Annotated in this window: 19 protein-coding genes and 1 tRNA gene; 13 read left to right on the forward strand and 7 right to left on the reverse strand. The window is 70.5% G+C overall.

From position 1 onward, the window contains the following. Nucleotides 1–95: 95 nt before the first annotated feature. Entirely contained in the window at nt 96–440 is a 345-nt protein-coding gene (locus tag ACGFQC_RS00375; protein WP_363088529.1) for a hypothetical protein, read from the forward strand. A gap of 205 nt (nt 441–645) precedes the next feature. Here ACGFQC_RS00375 and ACGFQC_RS00380 read toward each other — a convergent pair whose 3' ends face one another. After that, the gene (locus ACGFQC_RS00380; RefSeq protein WP_363088528.1) at nt 646–1,233 is read right to left on the reverse strand and encodes a nicotinamidase; all 588 of its coding nucleotides are present in this window, start codon (nt 1,231–1,233) and stop codon (nt 646–648) included. Between the two features lie 335 nt (nt 1,234–1,568). Continuing rightward, on the reverse strand, nt 1,569–2,915 hold the full coding sequence (locus ACGFQC_RS00385) for a nicotinate phosphoribosyltransferase (RefSeq protein WP_363088527.1): 1,347 nt from the start codon (nt 2,913–2,915) through the stop codon (nt 1,569–1,571). Nucleotides 2,916–3,052: 137 nt separating this feature from the next. Here ACGFQC_RS00385 and clpS point away from each other — a divergent pair, with 137 nt between their 5' ends. The 7 genes from clpS (at nt 3,053) to ACGFQC_RS00420 (ending at nt 7,960) form a co-directional block, all read left to right on the forward strand. Beyond that, nucleotides 3,053–3,370, forward strand: a complete 318-nt coding sequence (gene clpS, locus ACGFQC_RS00390; protein WP_055623360.1) for an ATP-dependent Clp protease adapter ClpS — start codon at nt 3,053–3,055, stop codon at nt 3,368–3,370. An 11-nt stretch (nt 3,371–3,381) separates the two neighbouring features. Then, a complete protein-coding gene (locus ACGFQC_RS00395; protein ID WP_363088526.1) occupies nt 3,382–3,984 on the forward strand; it encodes a DUF2017 domain-containing protein in 603 nt (200 codons plus the stop codon). 456 nt (nt 3,985–4,440) lie between these two features. Beyond that, nucleotides 4,441–5,892, forward strand: a complete 1,452-nt coding sequence (locus tag ACGFQC_RS00400; RefSeq protein ID WP_363088525.1) for an amino acid permease — start codon at nt 4,441–4,443, stop codon at nt 5,890–5,892. A 130-nt stretch (nt 5,893–6,022) separates the two neighbouring features. After that, nucleotides 6,023–6,445 carry a M67 family metallopeptidase gene (locus ACGFQC_RS00405; RefSeq protein WP_363088524.1) on the forward strand — a complete coding sequence of 141 codons (423 nt, stop codon included), beginning with the start codon at nt 6,023–6,025 and terminating at the stop codon, nt 6,443–6,445. Nucleotides 6,446–6,524: 79 nt separating this feature from the next. Next, complete coding sequence (locus ACGFQC_RS00410; protein WP_363088523.1) at nt 6,525–6,620, forward strand: putative leader peptide; 96 nt, start codon at nt 6,525–6,527, stop codon at nt 6,618–6,620. Nucleotides 6,621–6,720: 100 nt separating this feature from the next. Continuing rightward, entirely contained in the window at nt 6,721–6,999 is a 279-nt protein-coding gene (locus ACGFQC_RS00415) for a MoaD/ThiS family protein (RefSeq protein WP_363088522.1), read from the forward strand. A 10-nt stretch (nt 7,000–7,009) separates the two neighbouring features. Further along, nucleotides 7,010–7,960 (forward strand): cysteine synthase, encoded by a 951-nt coding sequence (locus tag ACGFQC_RS00420; protein ID WP_363088521.1) that lies wholly within the window; start codon nt 7,010–7,012, stop codon nt 7,958–7,960. Between the two features lie 40 nt (nt 7,961–8,000). Here ACGFQC_RS00420 and ACGFQC_RS00425 read toward each other — a convergent pair whose 3' ends face one another. Beyond that, complete coding sequence (locus ACGFQC_RS00425) at nt 8,001–8,468, reverse strand: type II toxin-antitoxin system PemK/MazF family toxin (RefSeq protein WP_363088520.1); 468 nt, start codon at nt 8,466–8,468, stop codon at nt 8,001–8,003. A 249-nt stretch (nt 8,469–8,717) separates the two neighbouring features. On the opposite strand from ACGFQC_RS00425, the gene ACGFQC_RS00430 reads away from it, so the two are divergent. Beyond that, complete coding sequence (locus tag ACGFQC_RS00430) at nt 8,718–9,470, forward strand: MBL fold metallo-hydrolase (protein ID WP_363088519.1); 753 nt, start codon at nt 8,718–8,720, stop codon at nt 9,468–9,470. 84 nt (nt 9,471–9,554) lie between these two features. Here ACGFQC_RS00430 and ACGFQC_RS00435 read toward each other — a convergent pair whose 3' ends face one another. Beyond that, nucleotides 9,555–10,808, reverse strand: a complete 1,254-nt coding sequence (locus ACGFQC_RS00435) for a PTS transporter subunit EIIC (RefSeq protein WP_363088518.1) — start codon at nt 10,806–10,808, stop codon at nt 9,555–9,557. A 203-nt stretch (nt 10,809–11,011) separates the two neighbouring features. Further along, complete coding sequence (locus ACGFQC_RS00440) at nt 11,012–12,313, reverse strand: PTS transporter subunit EIIC (protein ID WP_363088517.1); 1,302 nt, start codon at nt 12,311–12,313, stop codon at nt 11,012–11,014. Between the two features lie 98 nt (nt 12,314–12,411). On the opposite strand from ACGFQC_RS00440, the gene ACGFQC_RS00445 reads away from it, so the two are divergent. The 4 genes from ACGFQC_RS00445 to rdgB all read left to right on the forward strand — a co-directional run bounded on the left by ACGFQC_RS00445 (nt 12,412) and on the right by rdgB (nt 14,843). Then, on the forward strand, nt 12,412–12,762 hold the full coding sequence (locus ACGFQC_RS00445; protein ID WP_363088516.1) for a PTS glucose/sucrose transporter subunit IIB: 351 nt from the start codon (nt 12,412–12,414) through the stop codon (nt 12,760–12,762). Between the two features lie 90 nt (nt 12,763–12,852). After that, a complete protein-coding gene (rph, locus tag ACGFQC_RS00450) occupies nt 12,853–13,590 on the forward strand; it encodes a ribonuclease PH (protein WP_363088515.1) in 738 nt (245 codons plus the stop codon). 208 nt (nt 13,591–13,798) lie between these two features. After that, the gene (locus ACGFQC_RS00455) at nt 13,799–14,209 is read left to right on the forward strand and encodes a hypothetical protein (RefSeq protein WP_363088514.1); all 411 of its coding nucleotides are present in this window, start codon (nt 13,799–13,801) and stop codon (nt 14,207–14,209) included. A gap of 31 nt (nt 14,210–14,240) precedes the next feature. Further along, the gene (gene rdgB / locus ACGFQC_RS00460) at nt 14,241–14,843 is read left to right on the forward strand and encodes an RdgB/HAM1 family non-canonical purine NTP pyrophosphatase (RefSeq protein ID WP_363088513.1); all 603 of its coding nucleotides are present in this window, start codon (nt 14,241–14,243) and stop codon (nt 14,841–14,843) included. Nucleotides 14,844–14,887: 44 nt separating this feature from the next. On the opposite strand, the gene ACGFQC_RS00465 is transcribed toward rdgB, so the two are convergent. Together ACGFQC_RS00465 and ACGFQC_RS00470 are read right to left on the reverse strand one after the other, a co-directional pair. Next, nucleotides 14,888–14,972: transfer RNA gene (locus ACGFQC_RS00465), tRNA-Leu, on the reverse strand. A 54-nt stretch (nt 14,973–15,026) separates the two neighbouring features. Continuing rightward, complete coding sequence (locus tag ACGFQC_RS00470; protein WP_393287405.1) at nt 15,027–15,293, reverse strand: HNH endonuclease; 267 nt, start codon at nt 15,291–15,293, stop codon at nt 15,027–15,029. Nucleotides 15,294–15,323 lie beyond the last annotated feature (30 nt).

The following is a 15,323-nucleotide window of genomic DNA, read 5'->3' on the forward strand; positions in this document are numbered from 1 at the left end:
TGCCGCCGATCGTGTTTAGGTGCCTCCTGTGCCCTCCTTATTGACAGTCCCAGGGACGACCGCCTCGACACCGACACGCACGGGGGTGTGACCGCATGGCCGCAGGAGGTTTCTGCAAGCTGCCGAACGGCTCGGTGGTGGTGGCGCTCAACCTGCCCAGCCCCGCCACCGACGGTGCCGCCGTCGTCCGCGTCCTCGTCCTCGCCCGCAACCGCGCCCGAGCCCTGACCAGGCTCCGCAACCTGGGCCTGCGCGCCGTCTACCTGCGGGGCAACGCGGCCCCGCCCAGCCCGGACGAGATCACCGCGGTCCTGCACCATCCCGACGGCCTGATATGGCGCACGGCCCCTGACAACGCTGTCACCGCGCTGATCGGCGTCCCGGAACCGTGGCGCCCGATCCGCGCGCTGCTGCGCCGCCCGGCGGCCACCGGGACGTAGTGCCTCTCGTCCGGATCATGCCGGGCTCGCGTGGCCCGGCCTGATCCGGACGAGAGAGCCTGTCGTCTCCGCTCCGGACCGGCCCCCGCCGCTCCTCCGCCGCTCCTGCGCTCCCCGGCCGGGACCGGCCAGGCCGGAAGGCCGGGAAGGCCGGGAAGACCCGGAAGGCCGGGAAGACCCGGGAGCCGCCAGGAAGCGGCCGGGATCACTGCACGACCGGCTTGCCCGACAGCTCCACGCCCGCCCCGCGCAGCTCCTCGAGCGCCCGCTCGGTGGTCTCCGGGGCGACCCCGGCGGTCAGGTCGAGCAGGACCTGGGTGCGGAAGCCCTCCCGGGCCGCGTCCAGTGCCGTGGCCCGCACGCAGTGGTCGGTGGCGATGCCGACCACGTCCACCTCGTCGATCCCGCGGGCGCGCAGCCAGTCGCCCAGCGTGACGCCGTTCTCGTCGGCGCCCTCGAACCCGCTGTACGCGGCGGCGTAGGCGCCCTTGTCGAAGACCGCGTCGACGGCGCCGGAGGCGACCGCCGGGGCGAAGTTCGGGTGGAAGCCGACGCCCTCGGTGCCCGCGACGCAGTGCGCGGGCCAGGAGTGCACGTAGTCGGGGTTGTCGGCGAAGTGGCCGCCGGGGGCGATGTGGTGGTCGCGGGTGGCCACCACGTGGCGGTATCCGGCGGGGGCCTGCCCGATCAGCTCGGTGATGGCGGCGGCGACGTCGGCACCGCCGGACACCGCGAGGCTGCCCCCCTCGCAGAAGTCGTTCTGCACGTCTACGACGATCAAGGCGCGGCGCATGGTGGGTGTCCTTCGATGGGGGTCCCCGGTTCTCTCGAGACCGGGAGAGGGTGAAGTAATCGAGCCTAGGGACTTCGGCGGCGGTAGGGGAGGGGCGCGGTGCGCCCCGTCCCACGGACATGGGCCCAGGGCGTGTCTGACGATTCCCGTCGGGCGCGCGACGCCTGGCACGGCACTCCCCCGGCCTTCGGCCGGGGGCACCCCCACGCCGCGTTGTCGGATCACCCGAGTACATCCGGTACACGGGCGATCCTCCGCCACTGCCCGAACGGTGTGGGAGGTGCCCCCAGCACCAGGCGCCGCGCGCTGATCCGACGCGAATCGTCAGACACGCCCTAGCTACCCGAGCGGCCCTGGACGTACTCCGTCGCCAGGACGGGTTCCCCGCGCGAGAGCTGGGTGGCGGACAGCGGCAGACCGGCGCGGGCGGCCGCGTGCCGGTCGCGGACCACGTCCAGGGGCTCGCGGGCGACGACCTCGCCGCCCTTGACCAGCTCGACCTGCAGCTGGTGGTCGGCCAGCTCGGCGGGGACCTGGCCGGTGCCGACGACCTCGGCCTCGGCGACGCCGTCCGCGTCCGGGCGGCGCGCGGCCCACTTGCGGCCGCCGATCGACGTCTTGCCGCCGGACGACTTCTTCGCCACCGGCACCAGGGGGGCCCTCGGGTCGGCGGACTCGGCGCGGGCGACCAGCTTGTAGACCATCGAGCAGGTGGGGTGCCCGGACCCGGTCACCAGCTGCGTCCCGACGCCGTAGGCGTCCACGGGCGCCGCGGCCAGGGAGGCGATGGCGTACTCGTCGAGGTCCGAGGTCACGATGATCTTCGTGCCGGTCGCGCCCAGCTCGTCCAGCTGCTGGCGCACCCGGTGCGCGACGAGCAGCAGGTCGCCGGAGTCGATGCGCACCGCGCCCAGCTCGGGCCCGGCGACCTCCACGGCCGCCCGGACGGCCTCGGTGACGTCGTAGGTGTCCACCAGGAGGGTGGTGCCGCGGCCCAGCGACTCCACCTGGGCGCGGAAGGCGTCGCGCTCGGTGTCGTGCAGGAGGGTGAAGGCGTGCGCGCTGGTGCCCACCGTGGGGATGCCGTAGCGGAAACCTGCCGCCAGGTCGGAGGTGGTGGCGAAGCCGCCGACGTACGCGGCGCGGGACGCGGCCACCGCGGCCAGTTCGTGGGTGCGGCGGGCGCCCATCTCGATCAGCGGGCGCCGCCCGGCCGCCGAGGACATCCGGGAGGCGGCGGCCGCGATCGCGGAGTCGTGGTTGAGGACGGACAGGATCACGGTCTCCAGCAGCACGCACTCGGCGAAGGAGCCCTCGACCCGCATGACGGGCGAGCCGGGGAAGTACACCTCGCCCTCCGGGTAGCCCCAGACGTCACCCGAGAAGCGGTAGGAGGCCAGCCACTCCAGGGTGGCCTCGTCGACGATCTTCCGCTCGCGCAGGAAGCCGAGGACACCCGCGTCGAAGCGGAAGTTCTCGACGGCGTCCAGGACGCGTCCGGTGCCGGCCACCACGCCGTAGCGCCGGCCCTCGGGCAGCCGCCGGGTGAAGACCTCGAAGACGCTGCGCCGCTCGGCGGTGCCCGCCTCCAGCGCGGCCTGCAGCATCGTCAGCTCGTACTGGTCCGTGAAGAGCGCCGTCGAGGGAACATCCACCGGCAGCCCGAGATCCGCTACGTCCACTTGCCTCACCTAGTCCGTACTCTCCGGGTGCCCCGGCCGGGCCGGGGCTCCGGGGGTCCTCCCCCCGGAACGCTTCGCATGGCAGGGGATCGTACCCCCTTTTCGTCGGTGTGACGATTTCCGGGGCGCATGGCAGCATGGGCACTGTGACGTCACCCGCTCCCCTTGAGATCGAACGCACCGAGTCGGCGGAGGAGGTCTTCGCCGTACCGGAGCCGGACGTCCCCTGGGTCACGATCGTCCACAACGACCCGGTCAACCTCATGAGCTACGTGACGTACGTCTTCCAGACGTACTTCGGCTACTCCAAGGACAAGGCCACCAAGCTCATGCTCGACGTCCACCACAAGGGCCGGGCGGTCGTCTCCAGCGGAAGCCGCGAGGAGATGGAACGCGACGTGCAGGCGATGCACGGTTACGGACTGTGGGCCACCCTCCAGCAGGACCGGAAGTAGTCACCTCACCGATGCCAGGACACTTCGAACCGATCCCCGGCGGCGGCGCGGCCGTCGCCCTCGACGACGTCGAGATCTCCATCATCCGGTCGCTGGCCGTCCAGCTCCTGGAGCTGATCGGCCCCGGCCCCGCCGAGGACGCCTCCGCCGACCCGCTCGCGGAACTGTTCGCCGAGGGTCCGAGCGAACCGCCCTCCGACCCCGTCCTCCAGCGCCTCTTCCCCGACGCCTACGTCGACCCCGAGGCCGCTCCCGGGCCCCGGGAGGAGGAGGAACGGCGCTCCCGCTCCGCCGAGTTCCGCCGCTTCACCGAGAACGACCTCAGGGCCGGCAAGCGCGAGAACGCGCTCGCCGTCGTGCGCTCCCTGGACGCACTGGCCGCCGGGGACGACGGCGTGGCGGTCCTGGAGCTGTCGCCCGAGCAGTCCCGGCGGTGGCTCGGCGCGCTCAACGACCTCCGTCTGGCGATCGGCTCCCGGCTGGACATCACCGCCGAGGACGACACCGACCTCCTCTACCGGCTGCCGGACGAGGACCCGCGCAAGCCGATGGTGATGGCGTACCTGTGGCTGGGCGGCCTCCAGGAGACGCTCGTGACCACCCTCATGGGCTGAGACCCGCCGAGACCCGCCGAGGCCCGCCGGAGCTCCCCGGGACCGGAGCTCCCCGGAACCCGAGCTCCCCGGAGTGCGCGCCGAGGAGCGGGGGGACGCGCCCCGCGGGCTGCGGAACACACCGTTATGACGTGATGCGCGACGGTTGCGCGTTCGCTCAGAGGACGCTCAAATCCGGATAACGATCACATCACCGGTGCGGCCGACTGTGCCCCTTTTGTGTCCAGTTTGGCCGCTTCTCCTTGTGGGATGCGCCACACGCCGCCCGGACGATCAGGATGACGGGCGTGATAAATCTTCACGACCGCCCGACGGACACCATCCGTATGTCCGCCGGGTGCGCCACCGAGCCGGCGGATCGCCGGCCAGGCACAACGCTCCATCAGTCCGGGGGGATCGAGAACCGATCCGCGGCCGACGAAGGCCCGGTTCGGCATGGAGAAAGGCGCACCACACATGACCTCCGCTCAGGTCGACACGGAGAAGGCCCCAGAGGGCTCGGAGGGCTCGGAGGAGGGCTACGAGCGCGGACTCGGCAGCCGCCAGGTCCAGATGATCGCGATCGGCGGCGCCATCGGCGTCGGCCTCTTCCTGGGAGCCGGGGCGAACATCGCCAAGGCCGGTCCCAGCCTCATCCTCATGTACGCCCTCGCGGGCGTGATCATCTTCTTCATCATGCGGGCGCTCGGCGAGCTGCTCCTCTACCGCCCGGTCTCCGGGTCCTTCGCGGAGTACTCCCGCGAGTTCCTCGGCCCGTTCTTCGGCTACTTCACCGGCTGGACGTACTGGCTGATGTGGGTCGTGACCGGCATGGCCGAACTGACGGCCGCCGCGATCTACGTCAACTACTGGTTCCCGTCCATCCCCCAGTGGGTGACGGCCCTGGTCTTCCTGGTGGTCCTCTTCGGGGTCAACCTGATCTCCGTGAAGCTCTTCGGTGAGCTGGAGTTCTGGTTCTCGATGGTCAAGGTCACCGCGCTCATCGGCATGATCGTCATCGGCCTCGGCGTCCTCACCTTCGGCTTCAGCTCGGCCGGCGACACCGCCGCCGTCTCCAACCTGTGGGCCTTCGACGGCTTCTTCCCCAAGGGTGTCGGCTCCTCCCTCATGACCCTCCAGGGCGTCATGTTCGCCTACCTCGCCGTCGAGCTGGTCGGCGTCACCGCGGGCGAGTCCGAGGACCCGGAGAAGACCCTCCCCAAGGCCATCAACACGCTTCCGTGGCGCATCGCGCTCTTCTACGTCGGCGCCCTCACCGTCATCCTCTGCGTCGTCAAGTGGACCGAGTTCGCGCCCGGCGTGAGCCCCTTCGTCGCCGCCTTCGCCAAGATCGGCATCCCGGCCGGCGCCGCCATCGTCAACTTCGTCGTGCTCACCGCCGCCCTGTCCTCCTGCAACTCCGGCATGTACTCCACCGGCCGCATGCTGCGCAACCTCGCCGACAGCGGCGAGGCCCCCGCCGCCTTCCGCAAGCTGTCCGCGACCAGGACGCCCGCCCTCGGTATCGCCGTCTCCGTCGCCTTCATGGGCATCGGCGTCGTCCTCAACTACGTCGTCCCCGAGAAGGCCTTCGGCTACGTCACCTCCGTCGCCACCGCGGCCGGCATCTGGACCTGGCTGATGATCCTGATCAGCCACGTCCTCTACCGCCGCGCGGTCGACGCGGGCCGCCTGCCCGCCTCGTCCTTCCCGGCACCCGGCGGCGCGAAGTGCAGCTACGTCGCCATCGCCTTCCTCCTCTTCGTCACCGGCCTCATCGCCTACGACGCCGACTCCCGCGTCTGCCTCTACGTGATGGCCGGCTGGGCCGCCGCCCTCGGCGTCGGCTGGGCCGTGCTGAAGACCCGCAGCCCGCAGACCACCCGGGGCAGCCGGCCGGAATCCGAGGAATTCGACAAGGTGGGCTGACCTCCGAGGACGTCCGGCCGCAGGGAGCACTCGTGGCGCCCCCTGCGGCCGCCGCTCAGGACGTCCGGCATACGGGCCGCGCCGTACCGCCCTTCGGTACGGCGCGGCCCCTCTGCTTATCCTGGCGACCATGCTGACCCTCACCCAGGCCCTGTTCGACCAGATCGTCGCCCACGCGCGCGAGGACCACCCCGACGAGGCGTGCGGCGTGGTCGCGGGCCCCGCAGGCTCGGGCCGCCCCGAGCGGTTCATCCCCATGCTCAACGCGGCCCGCTCGCCCACCTTCTACGAGTTCGACTCGCAGGACCTGCTCAAGCTCTACCGCGAGATGGACGACCGCGACGAGGAGCCGGTGATCATCTACCACTCCCACACGGCCACCGAGGCCTACCCCTCCCGCACCGACCTCTCCTACGCCAACGAGCCCGGCGCCCACTACGTCCTCGTCTCCACCGCCGACACCGACGACGCCGGCCCCTTCCAGTTCCGCTCCTACCGGATCGTGGACGGCCAGGTCACGGAGGAGGAGGTCAAGGTCGTCGAGGCGTACTGATCCCGGCATCCGGTCGGGAACCATCCACCATGTGGGATCACACTCCAGGGCCCGGACCGGGAATCGATACGATGAGCCCATGGTTTTCCCTGACGTGAGCGAGAAGACGCCGGGCGCACTGCTCGTGGCGCGGCTGCACGTCGACCTGTGCAGGCTCGCCAGCGCCATCTGTTGACGCCGGCCCTGCCGCCGTACGGCCGTGCGCCGCGGCGCCCTCGCACGCATGTATCCGCTGAAACCGCGCTGCCCACACCTTCCGACAGGAGCCCTGAGCCATGGCCATCGAGGTCCGCATCCCCACCATCCTCCGCCAGTACACCGACGGTCAGAAGGCGGTGGAGGGCAGTGGTGAGACCCTCGCCGACCTGTTCGCCGACCTCGAGGCCCGGCACACGGGCATCCAGGCCCGCATCGTGGACAACGGCCAGCTGCGCCGCTTCGTCAACGTGTACCTGAACGACGAGGACGTCCGGTTCGTCGACGGCATCGACACCAAGCTGACCGACGGCGACACCGTGACGATCCTGCCGGCCGTGGCCGGCGGCATGGCCTGAGCCGATCCCGATGCGCTACGACTCCCCCCTCGCCGCGGTGGGCAACACCCCTCTGGTGCGCCTGCCGCGGCTCTCGCCGTCCGCTGACGTCCGCATCTGGGCCAAGCTGGAGGACCGCAACCCCACCGGCTCCGTCAAGGACCGCCCCGCCCTGCACATGATCGAGCAGGCGGAGAAGGACGGCCGGCTCACCCCCGGCTGCACCATCCTGGAGCCGACCTCCGGCAACACCGGCATCTCCCTCGCCATGGCCGCCAAGCTCAAGGGCTACCGCATGGTGTGCGTGATGCCCGAGAACACCTCGCAGGAGCGCCGCGACCTGCTGGGCATGTGGGGCGCCGAGATCATCCCGTCCCCGGCCGCGGGCGGCTCCAACACCGCCGTGCGCGTCGCCAAGGAGCTGTCCGCCGAGCACCCCGACTGGGTGATGCTCTACCAGTACGGCAACGCGGACAACGCCGGCGCCCACTACGCCACGACCGGCCCGGAGATCCTCGCCGACCTGCCCTCCGTCACCCACTTCGTCGCCGGACTCGGCACCACCGGCACCCTCATGGGCGTCGGCCGCTACCTGCGCGAACACAAGCCCGACGTCAAGATCGTCGCTGCCGAGCCGCGCTACGACGACCTGGTGTACGGCCTGCGCAACCTCGACGAGGGCTTCGTCCCCGAGCTGTACGACGCCTCCGTCCTCACCACCCGCTTCTCCGTCGGCTCCGCCGACGCCGTCACCCGCACCCGCGAGCTGCTCCAGCAGGAGGGCATCTTCGCGGGCGTCTCCACGGGCGCCGCCCTGCACGCCGCGATCGGCGTCGGCAGGAAGGCCCTCAACGCGGGCGAGAGTGCCGACATCGTGTTCGTCGTCGCCGACGGCGGCTGGAAGTACCTCTCCACCGGCGTCTACACGGCCGCCACCACCGAAGAGGCCATCGAGACGCTCCAGGGCCAGCTCTGGGCGTGAGCGCCCGGCTCCGGGCGTGAACGGCCTCGCCCGCCGATCGCTATGTCGTCAGGTGACGGACCTGGTCCCACAGGGCCGGGTCCACCACACCCACCCGGCGCCGGAAGTCGCCCAGCGGCACCTGGCGCAGCTCGTCCGTCTCCAGGAAACTCGCCCGGCCCCGCGCGTCCCCGACCGAGCCCGGCGGCAGCGGGATCACCCCGGCCCGCCCGTCGTGGCGCCTGCTGGTGATCTTCGCGACGGTCACCCGGTTCCCCCGCACCGTCAGCACCAGGCACGGCCGGTCCTTGGCGCCCGGCCCGTCCTCGAACGGCACGTTCGCCCACCAGATCTCCGCCGGCCGCGGCCGCCCGGCACCCCGCCCGCGCTCCCGGTCCCGCTCCGGCCGCCCCGGCGGCCGGGACCTGCGCCCCGCCGGACGCCGGCCGCGCCCCCAGCCGTCGACGAGCGTGGCGACCAGTGCGAGCAGCACCACCACCACGAGAGCCAGCCACCAGGACGTGTCCATACGCACGACCGTACCCGGGGCACGTTCCGTCACGCGCGCCCTTCCGCACGCCCCTGCGCTCCGGGTCCAGCCGAACCGGTGACAGCACAGGTGAGTTCCCCCACAACAGCCCCTGGCGGAGGAGCGACCGAAGGTTTCGCGCCTTACGCTCGACGGACCGCACGACCTCTGTCGCCCCCTTGTCACGACCGTCCGTCTTCCGACCTTTCCCGGTACTTCCCGGTCACCGCCACCGGAGGTTTCTGCTCTATGAAGCTCACCGTCGTCGGCTGCTCGGGGTCGTTCCCGTCCGCGGAATCGGCCTGCTCGAGCTACCTCGTCGAGGCCGACGGCTTCCGGCTGCTTCTCGACATGGGCAACGGCGCCCTGGGCGAGCTGCAGCGCCACTGCGGTCTCTACGACCTCGACGCGATCTTCCTGAGCCATCTGCACGCCGACCACTGCATCGACATGTGCGCGTACTTCGTGGCCCGCTACTACCGCCACGACGGCGGCCGCTGCGCCCCCCTCCCGGTCTATGGCCCCGAGGGCACCGAACACCGCCTCACCACGGCCTACGCCGACACCCCCTCGGCCTCCTCCATGAGCGAGGTCTTCGACTTCCACACCGTCAAGCCCTCCACCTTCGACATCGGCCCGTTCACGGTCCACACCGAACGCGTGGCCCACCCGGTGGAGGCGTACGGCATCCGCATCGAGCACGGCGGGCGGACGCTCACCTACTCCGGCGACACCGGAGTCAGCCCGGCCCTCGACGAACTCGCGCGCGACAGCGACCTGTTCCTGTGCGAGGCCGCGTTCACGTACGGCAAGGAAGACATCCCCGACCTGCACCTCAACGGCCGCGAGGCGGGACAGACGGCGGCCCGGGCGGGCGCCCGCCGCCTCGTCCTCACCCACATCCCCCCGTGGACCGACCCGCGGGTCAACCTCGCGGACGCCCGCGCGGTGTTCGACGGGCCGGTGGAAGTGGCGGCGCCGAGAGCGACGTACGAGATCTGACGTTCTCGCCGCGCGAGCAGGCACGGCGAAGGCCCCCGGAGCGGTTCAGGGCTCCGGGGGCCTTCGCCGTGTGTCGGGCGGGGCTCACGCCTTCGTGAGGTCCTCGACCTCCTCCTCGGGCTCGCGGCCGGGGGTGGTGAGGTTGAACTTGGTGATGGCGAAGCGGAAGACGACGTAGTAGATCACCGCGAAGACCAGGCCGATCGGGATGATCAGCCACGGCTTGGTCGCCAGGTTCCAGTTGAGGAAGTAGTCGATCGCACCGGCCGAGAAACTGAACCCGTGGTGGACGCCCAGGCCCCACGTGACGGCCATCGACACGGCCGTCAGCACCGCGTGGATGACGTACAGCAGCGGCGCGATGAACATGAAGGCGAACTCGATCGGTTCGGTGATGCCGGTGACGAACGAGGTCAGCGCCAGGGACACCATCATGCCGCCGACCGCCTTGCGGCGCTCCGGGCGCGCGGTGTGGGTGATGGCGAGAGCGGCGGCGGGCAGCGCGAACATCATGATCGGGAAGAAGCCGGTCATGAACTGGCCCGCGGTCGGGTCACCGTGGAAGAAGCGCGGCAGGTCACCGTGCCAGACGGCACCGGAGGCGTCCTTGAAGGAGCCGATCTCCTGCCAGGCCACCGTGTTGACGAACTGGTGCATGCCCACCGGGAGCAGCGCGCGGTTGATCGCGCCGAAGATGCCCGCGCCGACCGCGCCGAGACCGGTCATCCACTCGCCGAAGTCGGTGATGAGGCCACCGACCGGCTCCCACACCAGCCCGAAGAAGACGCCCACGGCGGTGCCGATGAAGGCCATCAGGATCGGGACCAGGCGGCGGCCGTTGAAGAAGCCCAGCCAGTCGGGGAGCTTGGTGCGGTGGAAGCGCTGCCAGGTGACCGCGGCTATCAGGCCCATGATGATGCCGCCGAAGACCTTGGGGTCGTTGTAGGTGGCGGCCACGTCCGCGCCCTTGGTCACCTTCGCGTCGGTGATCGGGAACGCGGTCAGGACGTTCTTGTAGACGAGGAAGCCCACGAGCGCCGCGAGGGCGGTCGAGCCGTCGGCCTTCTTGGCGAAGCCGATGGCGATACCGACGCAGAACAGCAGCGGCAGGTTCGCGAAGACGGCGTCACCGGCGGTGGCGAAGACGTCCGCGACCTTGCCCCAGCCCAGGCCGTCCTTGCCGAAGACGTCGGGCTGGCCGAGCCGCAGCAGGATGCCGGCCGCCGGCAGTACGGCGATGGGCAGCTGGAGGCTGCGGCCGACCTTCTGAAGGCCCTGGAACAGGCCTGATCCCCACTTCTTCGGGGGGGCCGCCGCTGGCGAGGTGGCGGTGCTCATAGACTTCCTCCATCGGTGGTGGTCTACACCACTCAGTGGTGTAGACCTGTTTCTAGCACGATGAAGGCGATATAAGGAACCCGTCAAAGCTGCAACCGGAGCGCTACGCACCGCACCCGCCGAAGCCACCTTCGCGCGGCACGGCGAAGGGCCCCCGGACCGGCGGTCCGAAGGCCCACACCCCTTGCCCCGCAGGGCCCTTGTCAGGCCTTGGTGATGTCCTCCCGCTCCTCCTCCGGCTCCCGCCCCGGCGTCTTCAGGTCGAACCGGGTGATCGCGAAGCGGAAGACCACGTAGTAGACGAGGGCGAAGCCCAGGCCGATCGGGATGATCGCCCACGGCCGTGTCGCCAGACCCCAGTTGATGACGTAGTCGATGAGACCCGCCGAGAAGCTGAAACCGTCGTGCACCCCCAGCCCCCACGTCACCGCCATCGACACACCCGTCAGCACCGCGTGGACCGCGTACAGCACCGGCGCCACGAACAGGAATGAGTACTCGATAGGCTCCGTGATGCCCGTCACGAACGACGTCAGCGCCACCGACAGCATCAGCCCCCCGACCTCCTTGCGGCGGTCCGGCCGCGCGCAGTGCGTGATCGCCAGGGCCGCCGCCGGCAGCGCGAACATCATGATCGGGAAGAAACCCGAGGTGAACTGCCCCGCGTCCGGGTCGCCCGCCAGGAACATGTTGATGTCACCGTGCACCGTCGTCCCGTCCGGCTTGGTGTACGAGCCGAACTGGAACCAGATGGGCACGTTCAGGAACTGGTGCAGACCGATCACCAGCAACGCCCGGTTCGCCACCCCGAAGATGCCCGCACCCCAGGCGTCCAGACCGTCCAGCCAGTCGCTGAAGCTCTCCAGCGCGTCACCGATCGGCGGCCAGACCCACAGGCACAACGCCGCGAAGGCGATCGCCACGAACGCCATGACGATCGGGACGAGACGGCGGCCGTTGAAGAAGCCCAGCCAGTCCACCAGCTTCGTACGGTGGAGACGCTGCCAGGAGTAGGCCGCCAGCAGACCGATCACGATGCCGCCGAAGACACCCGGATTCTGGTACGTGAACGCCACCACCGTGCCGTCCTCCGCCCCCTGGCAGCCGATGCCCGGCACGGCCTCGAACCCCTCGCCGCAGTCCTCCGGGAACTGCCGCAGCACGTTGTAGTAGACGAGGAAACCCGCCACCGCCGCCAACGCCGTCGAGCCGTCGGACTTCTTCGCCATCCCGATGGCCACGCCGACGCAGAACAGCAGCGGCAGACCCAGCTGACCGTCGAGCAGGGCACCACCCGCGCCCGTCATCACCTTCGAGACGTCCGTCCAGCCCAGCCCGTCGGCCCCGAACACATCGGGCTGGCCGAGCCTGTTGAGGATGCCCGCGGCCGGCAGCACCGCGATCGGCAGCTGAAGGCTGCGCCCCATCTTCTGCAGCGCCTGGAACAGGTTGTTCCAGCGGGCCCGCCCGGGACCGACCGTGGTGTCGGCGCTCTCGGCACTCATGGTTTGGCGACCGCCTGTCAGGTGGTGTAGACCAGCTACGGACGATTTCGTGGCTGTGGCGTCATCCTTCGGCACATCCAGTGCAATCGCTCGCAAAGATGGGCCAACTGTGGGTTACTGCGACAAGGCGCTCCCGACCGGATCGCACCACGTCGACCGGGCAACCCGGGCAACCCAGGCACTCCAACGGCTTCAGGGACTCCAGGGAGAAGGACATGGCCAGCAAGGCTGAGAAGATCGTCGCCGGGCTCGGCGGCATCGACAACATCGAAGAAGTCGAAGGCTGCATCACCCGCCTGCGCACCGAGGTCATCGACGCGAGCAAGGTCGACGAAGCCGCCCTGAAGGCCGCCGGCGCCCACGGCGTCGTCAAGATGGGCACCGCCATCCAGGTCGTCATCGGCACCGACGCCGACCCCATCGCCGGGGAGATCGAAGACATGATGTGAGTCGTGGTGTGAGCCCCACCGCTCACCCGAAGGGGCCCCTCCGCACCCGCGGCAGGGGCCCCTTCCGCGCCTGCCGCTAGGCTCGACGCCATGTCTCGCATCGACGGCCGCACCCCCGAACAGCTCCGCCCCGTCACCATCGAACGCGGCTGGAGCAAGCACGCCGAAGGCTCCGTCCTCGTCTCCTTCGGCGACACCAAGGTCTTCTGCACCGCCTCCGTCACCGAAGGCGTCCCCCGCTGGCGCAAGGGCAGCGGCGAAGGCTGGGTCACCGCGGAGTACTCCATGCTCCCCCGCGCCACCAACACCCGCGGCGACCGCGAATCCGTCCGCGGCAGGATCGGCGGCCGCACCCACGAGATCTCCCGCCTCATCGGCCGCTCCCTGCGCGCCGTCATCGACTACAAGGCGCTCGGCGAGAACACCATCGTCCTCGACTGCGACGTCCTCCAGGCCGACGGCGGCACCCGCACCGCGGCCATCACCGGCGCCTACGTCGCCCTCGCCGACGCCGTCAGCTGGGCCCAGGGCCGCAAGCTGATCAAGGCCGGCCGCCAGCCCCTCACCGGCACCGTCTCCGCCGTCTCCGTCGGCATCGTCGGCGGCGTCCCCCTCCTCGACCTCTGCTACGAGGAGGACGTCCGCGCCGAAACCGACATGAACGTCGTCTGCACCGGCGACGGCCGCTTCGTCGAGGTCCAGGGCACCGCCGAGGCCCAGCCGTTCGCCCGCGACGAACTCAACTCCCTTCTGGACCTGGCCGTTTCGGGTTGCGCAGAATTGACCACCGCGCAGCGCACGGCACTTGATACCGTCCTCCGAAAGTAAAGAGCGCACCAAACAGGGCCGGACGCGCGGGCAACCCCGCCGTCCGCCCCTGCGTCTTGCGCAGTACGACGGCCCGCGCACGGCCGTACCCGCGGCGGCCCGGACGACGGCCGCCCGTACGGCCCCCACCAGGGCCGTACAGGCGGCCCCCACCAGGGCCGTACACAACGGGGGCCCCCGGGGCCTGCACAAGGGGAGGAACACCGTCATGTCCCAGTCCGCCGGCCGTCACCGACACCGCCGCGTCACCATCGCCGCCGCCACCGCGGCCGTCGCGCTCACCCTCGGACTCACGACCACCGGCTGCGACGCCGTGAACAAGGCACTCGACTGCGTCCAGACCGCCGACTCCATCGCCGACAGCGTCACCGACCTCCAGCAGGCCGTGGAGAACGCCGCCAACGACCCGACGCAGACCCAGGAGTCCCTCACCTCCATCGAGAAAAACCTCGACAAAATAGGTGACAAGACCGACAACGCCGACGTCGACAAGGCGGTCGACGACCTCCGCGAGGCCGTCACCAACGTCCGCACCGCCATCGAGAACGGCGACAACACCCCCGACCTCGGCCCCGTCACCGACGCGGCGGGCGAACTGACCAAGGTCTGCACCCCGTAACACCCCGCGCGCGAGCCGGGATACTGGGCGCATGACCCGCCTGATCCTCGCCACCCGCAACGCCGGAAAGATCACCGAACTCAGGTCGATCCTCGCCGACGCAGGCCTGCCCCACGACCTCGTCGGCGCGGACGCCTACCCCGACGTCCCCGACGTCAGGGAAACCGGCGTCACCTTCGCGGAGAACGCCCTCCTCAAGGCCCACGCCCTCGCCCGGGCCACCGGCCACCCCGCGATCGCCGACGACTCCGGCCTCTGCGTCGACGTCCTGGGCGGCGCCCCCGGCATCTTCTCGGCCCGCTGGGCCGGCACCCACGGCGACGACAAGGCCAACCTCGACCTGCTCCTCGCCCAGCTCTCCGACATCGCCGACGCCCACCGGGGCGCCCACTTCGCCTGCGCGGCGGCCCTCGCCCTCCCCGACGGCACGGAACGCGTGGTCGAGGGCCGGCTCAGGGGCGTCCTCCGCCACACCCCGGCCGGCACGAACGGCTTCGGCTACGACCCGATCCTCCAGCCGGACGGCGAGACCCGCACCTGCGCGGAACTGACGGCGGAGGAGAAGAACGCGATCAGCCACCGGGGGGAGGCGTTCCGGGGCCTGGTGCCGGTGGTGCGGGAGCTGCTGGGCTGACTGAGGCAGAAGGGCCGCCCGACCGGGCGGCCCTTCTGCCAGTGTGCGGCCGGTGGGACTCGAACCCACACGGGTGTGAACCCACTGGGACCTAAACCCAGCATGACTGCCAAATTCCATCACGGCCGCTCAAAAACGGTCATCATCATTGACCGGCGGCACTCAGTGTACGGGGATGTCCGGTCACTCGACGAGTGCGCCTCTGCCTTTCCGGCGGCACCACGTCTCCGTCAGCGAATGGCAGTTGGGGCACAGGTATCGCAGGTTTTCCCGGCGCTTGTCCCGCCAGTTCCCGTTGACGTGGTCGATCTGCAAGGTGATCGGGCGCCCCCGCCACTCACCGGGGTTGCCGCACTCCGCACACACGTACGACACCCCGACTTCCGTCAGGGCCTGGTGAAGTCGGTCCCTGTTCGTCCGTCCGGCATGCTCTGGCAGGACGACCAGCACCCGTTGTGCGATCGGCGGGGCTGCGGGGGG

Source organism: Streptomyces sp. NPDC048734 (assembly GCF_043198675.1).
Lineage (GTDB): Bacteria > Actinomycetota > Actinomycetes > Streptomycetales > Streptomycetaceae > Streptomyces.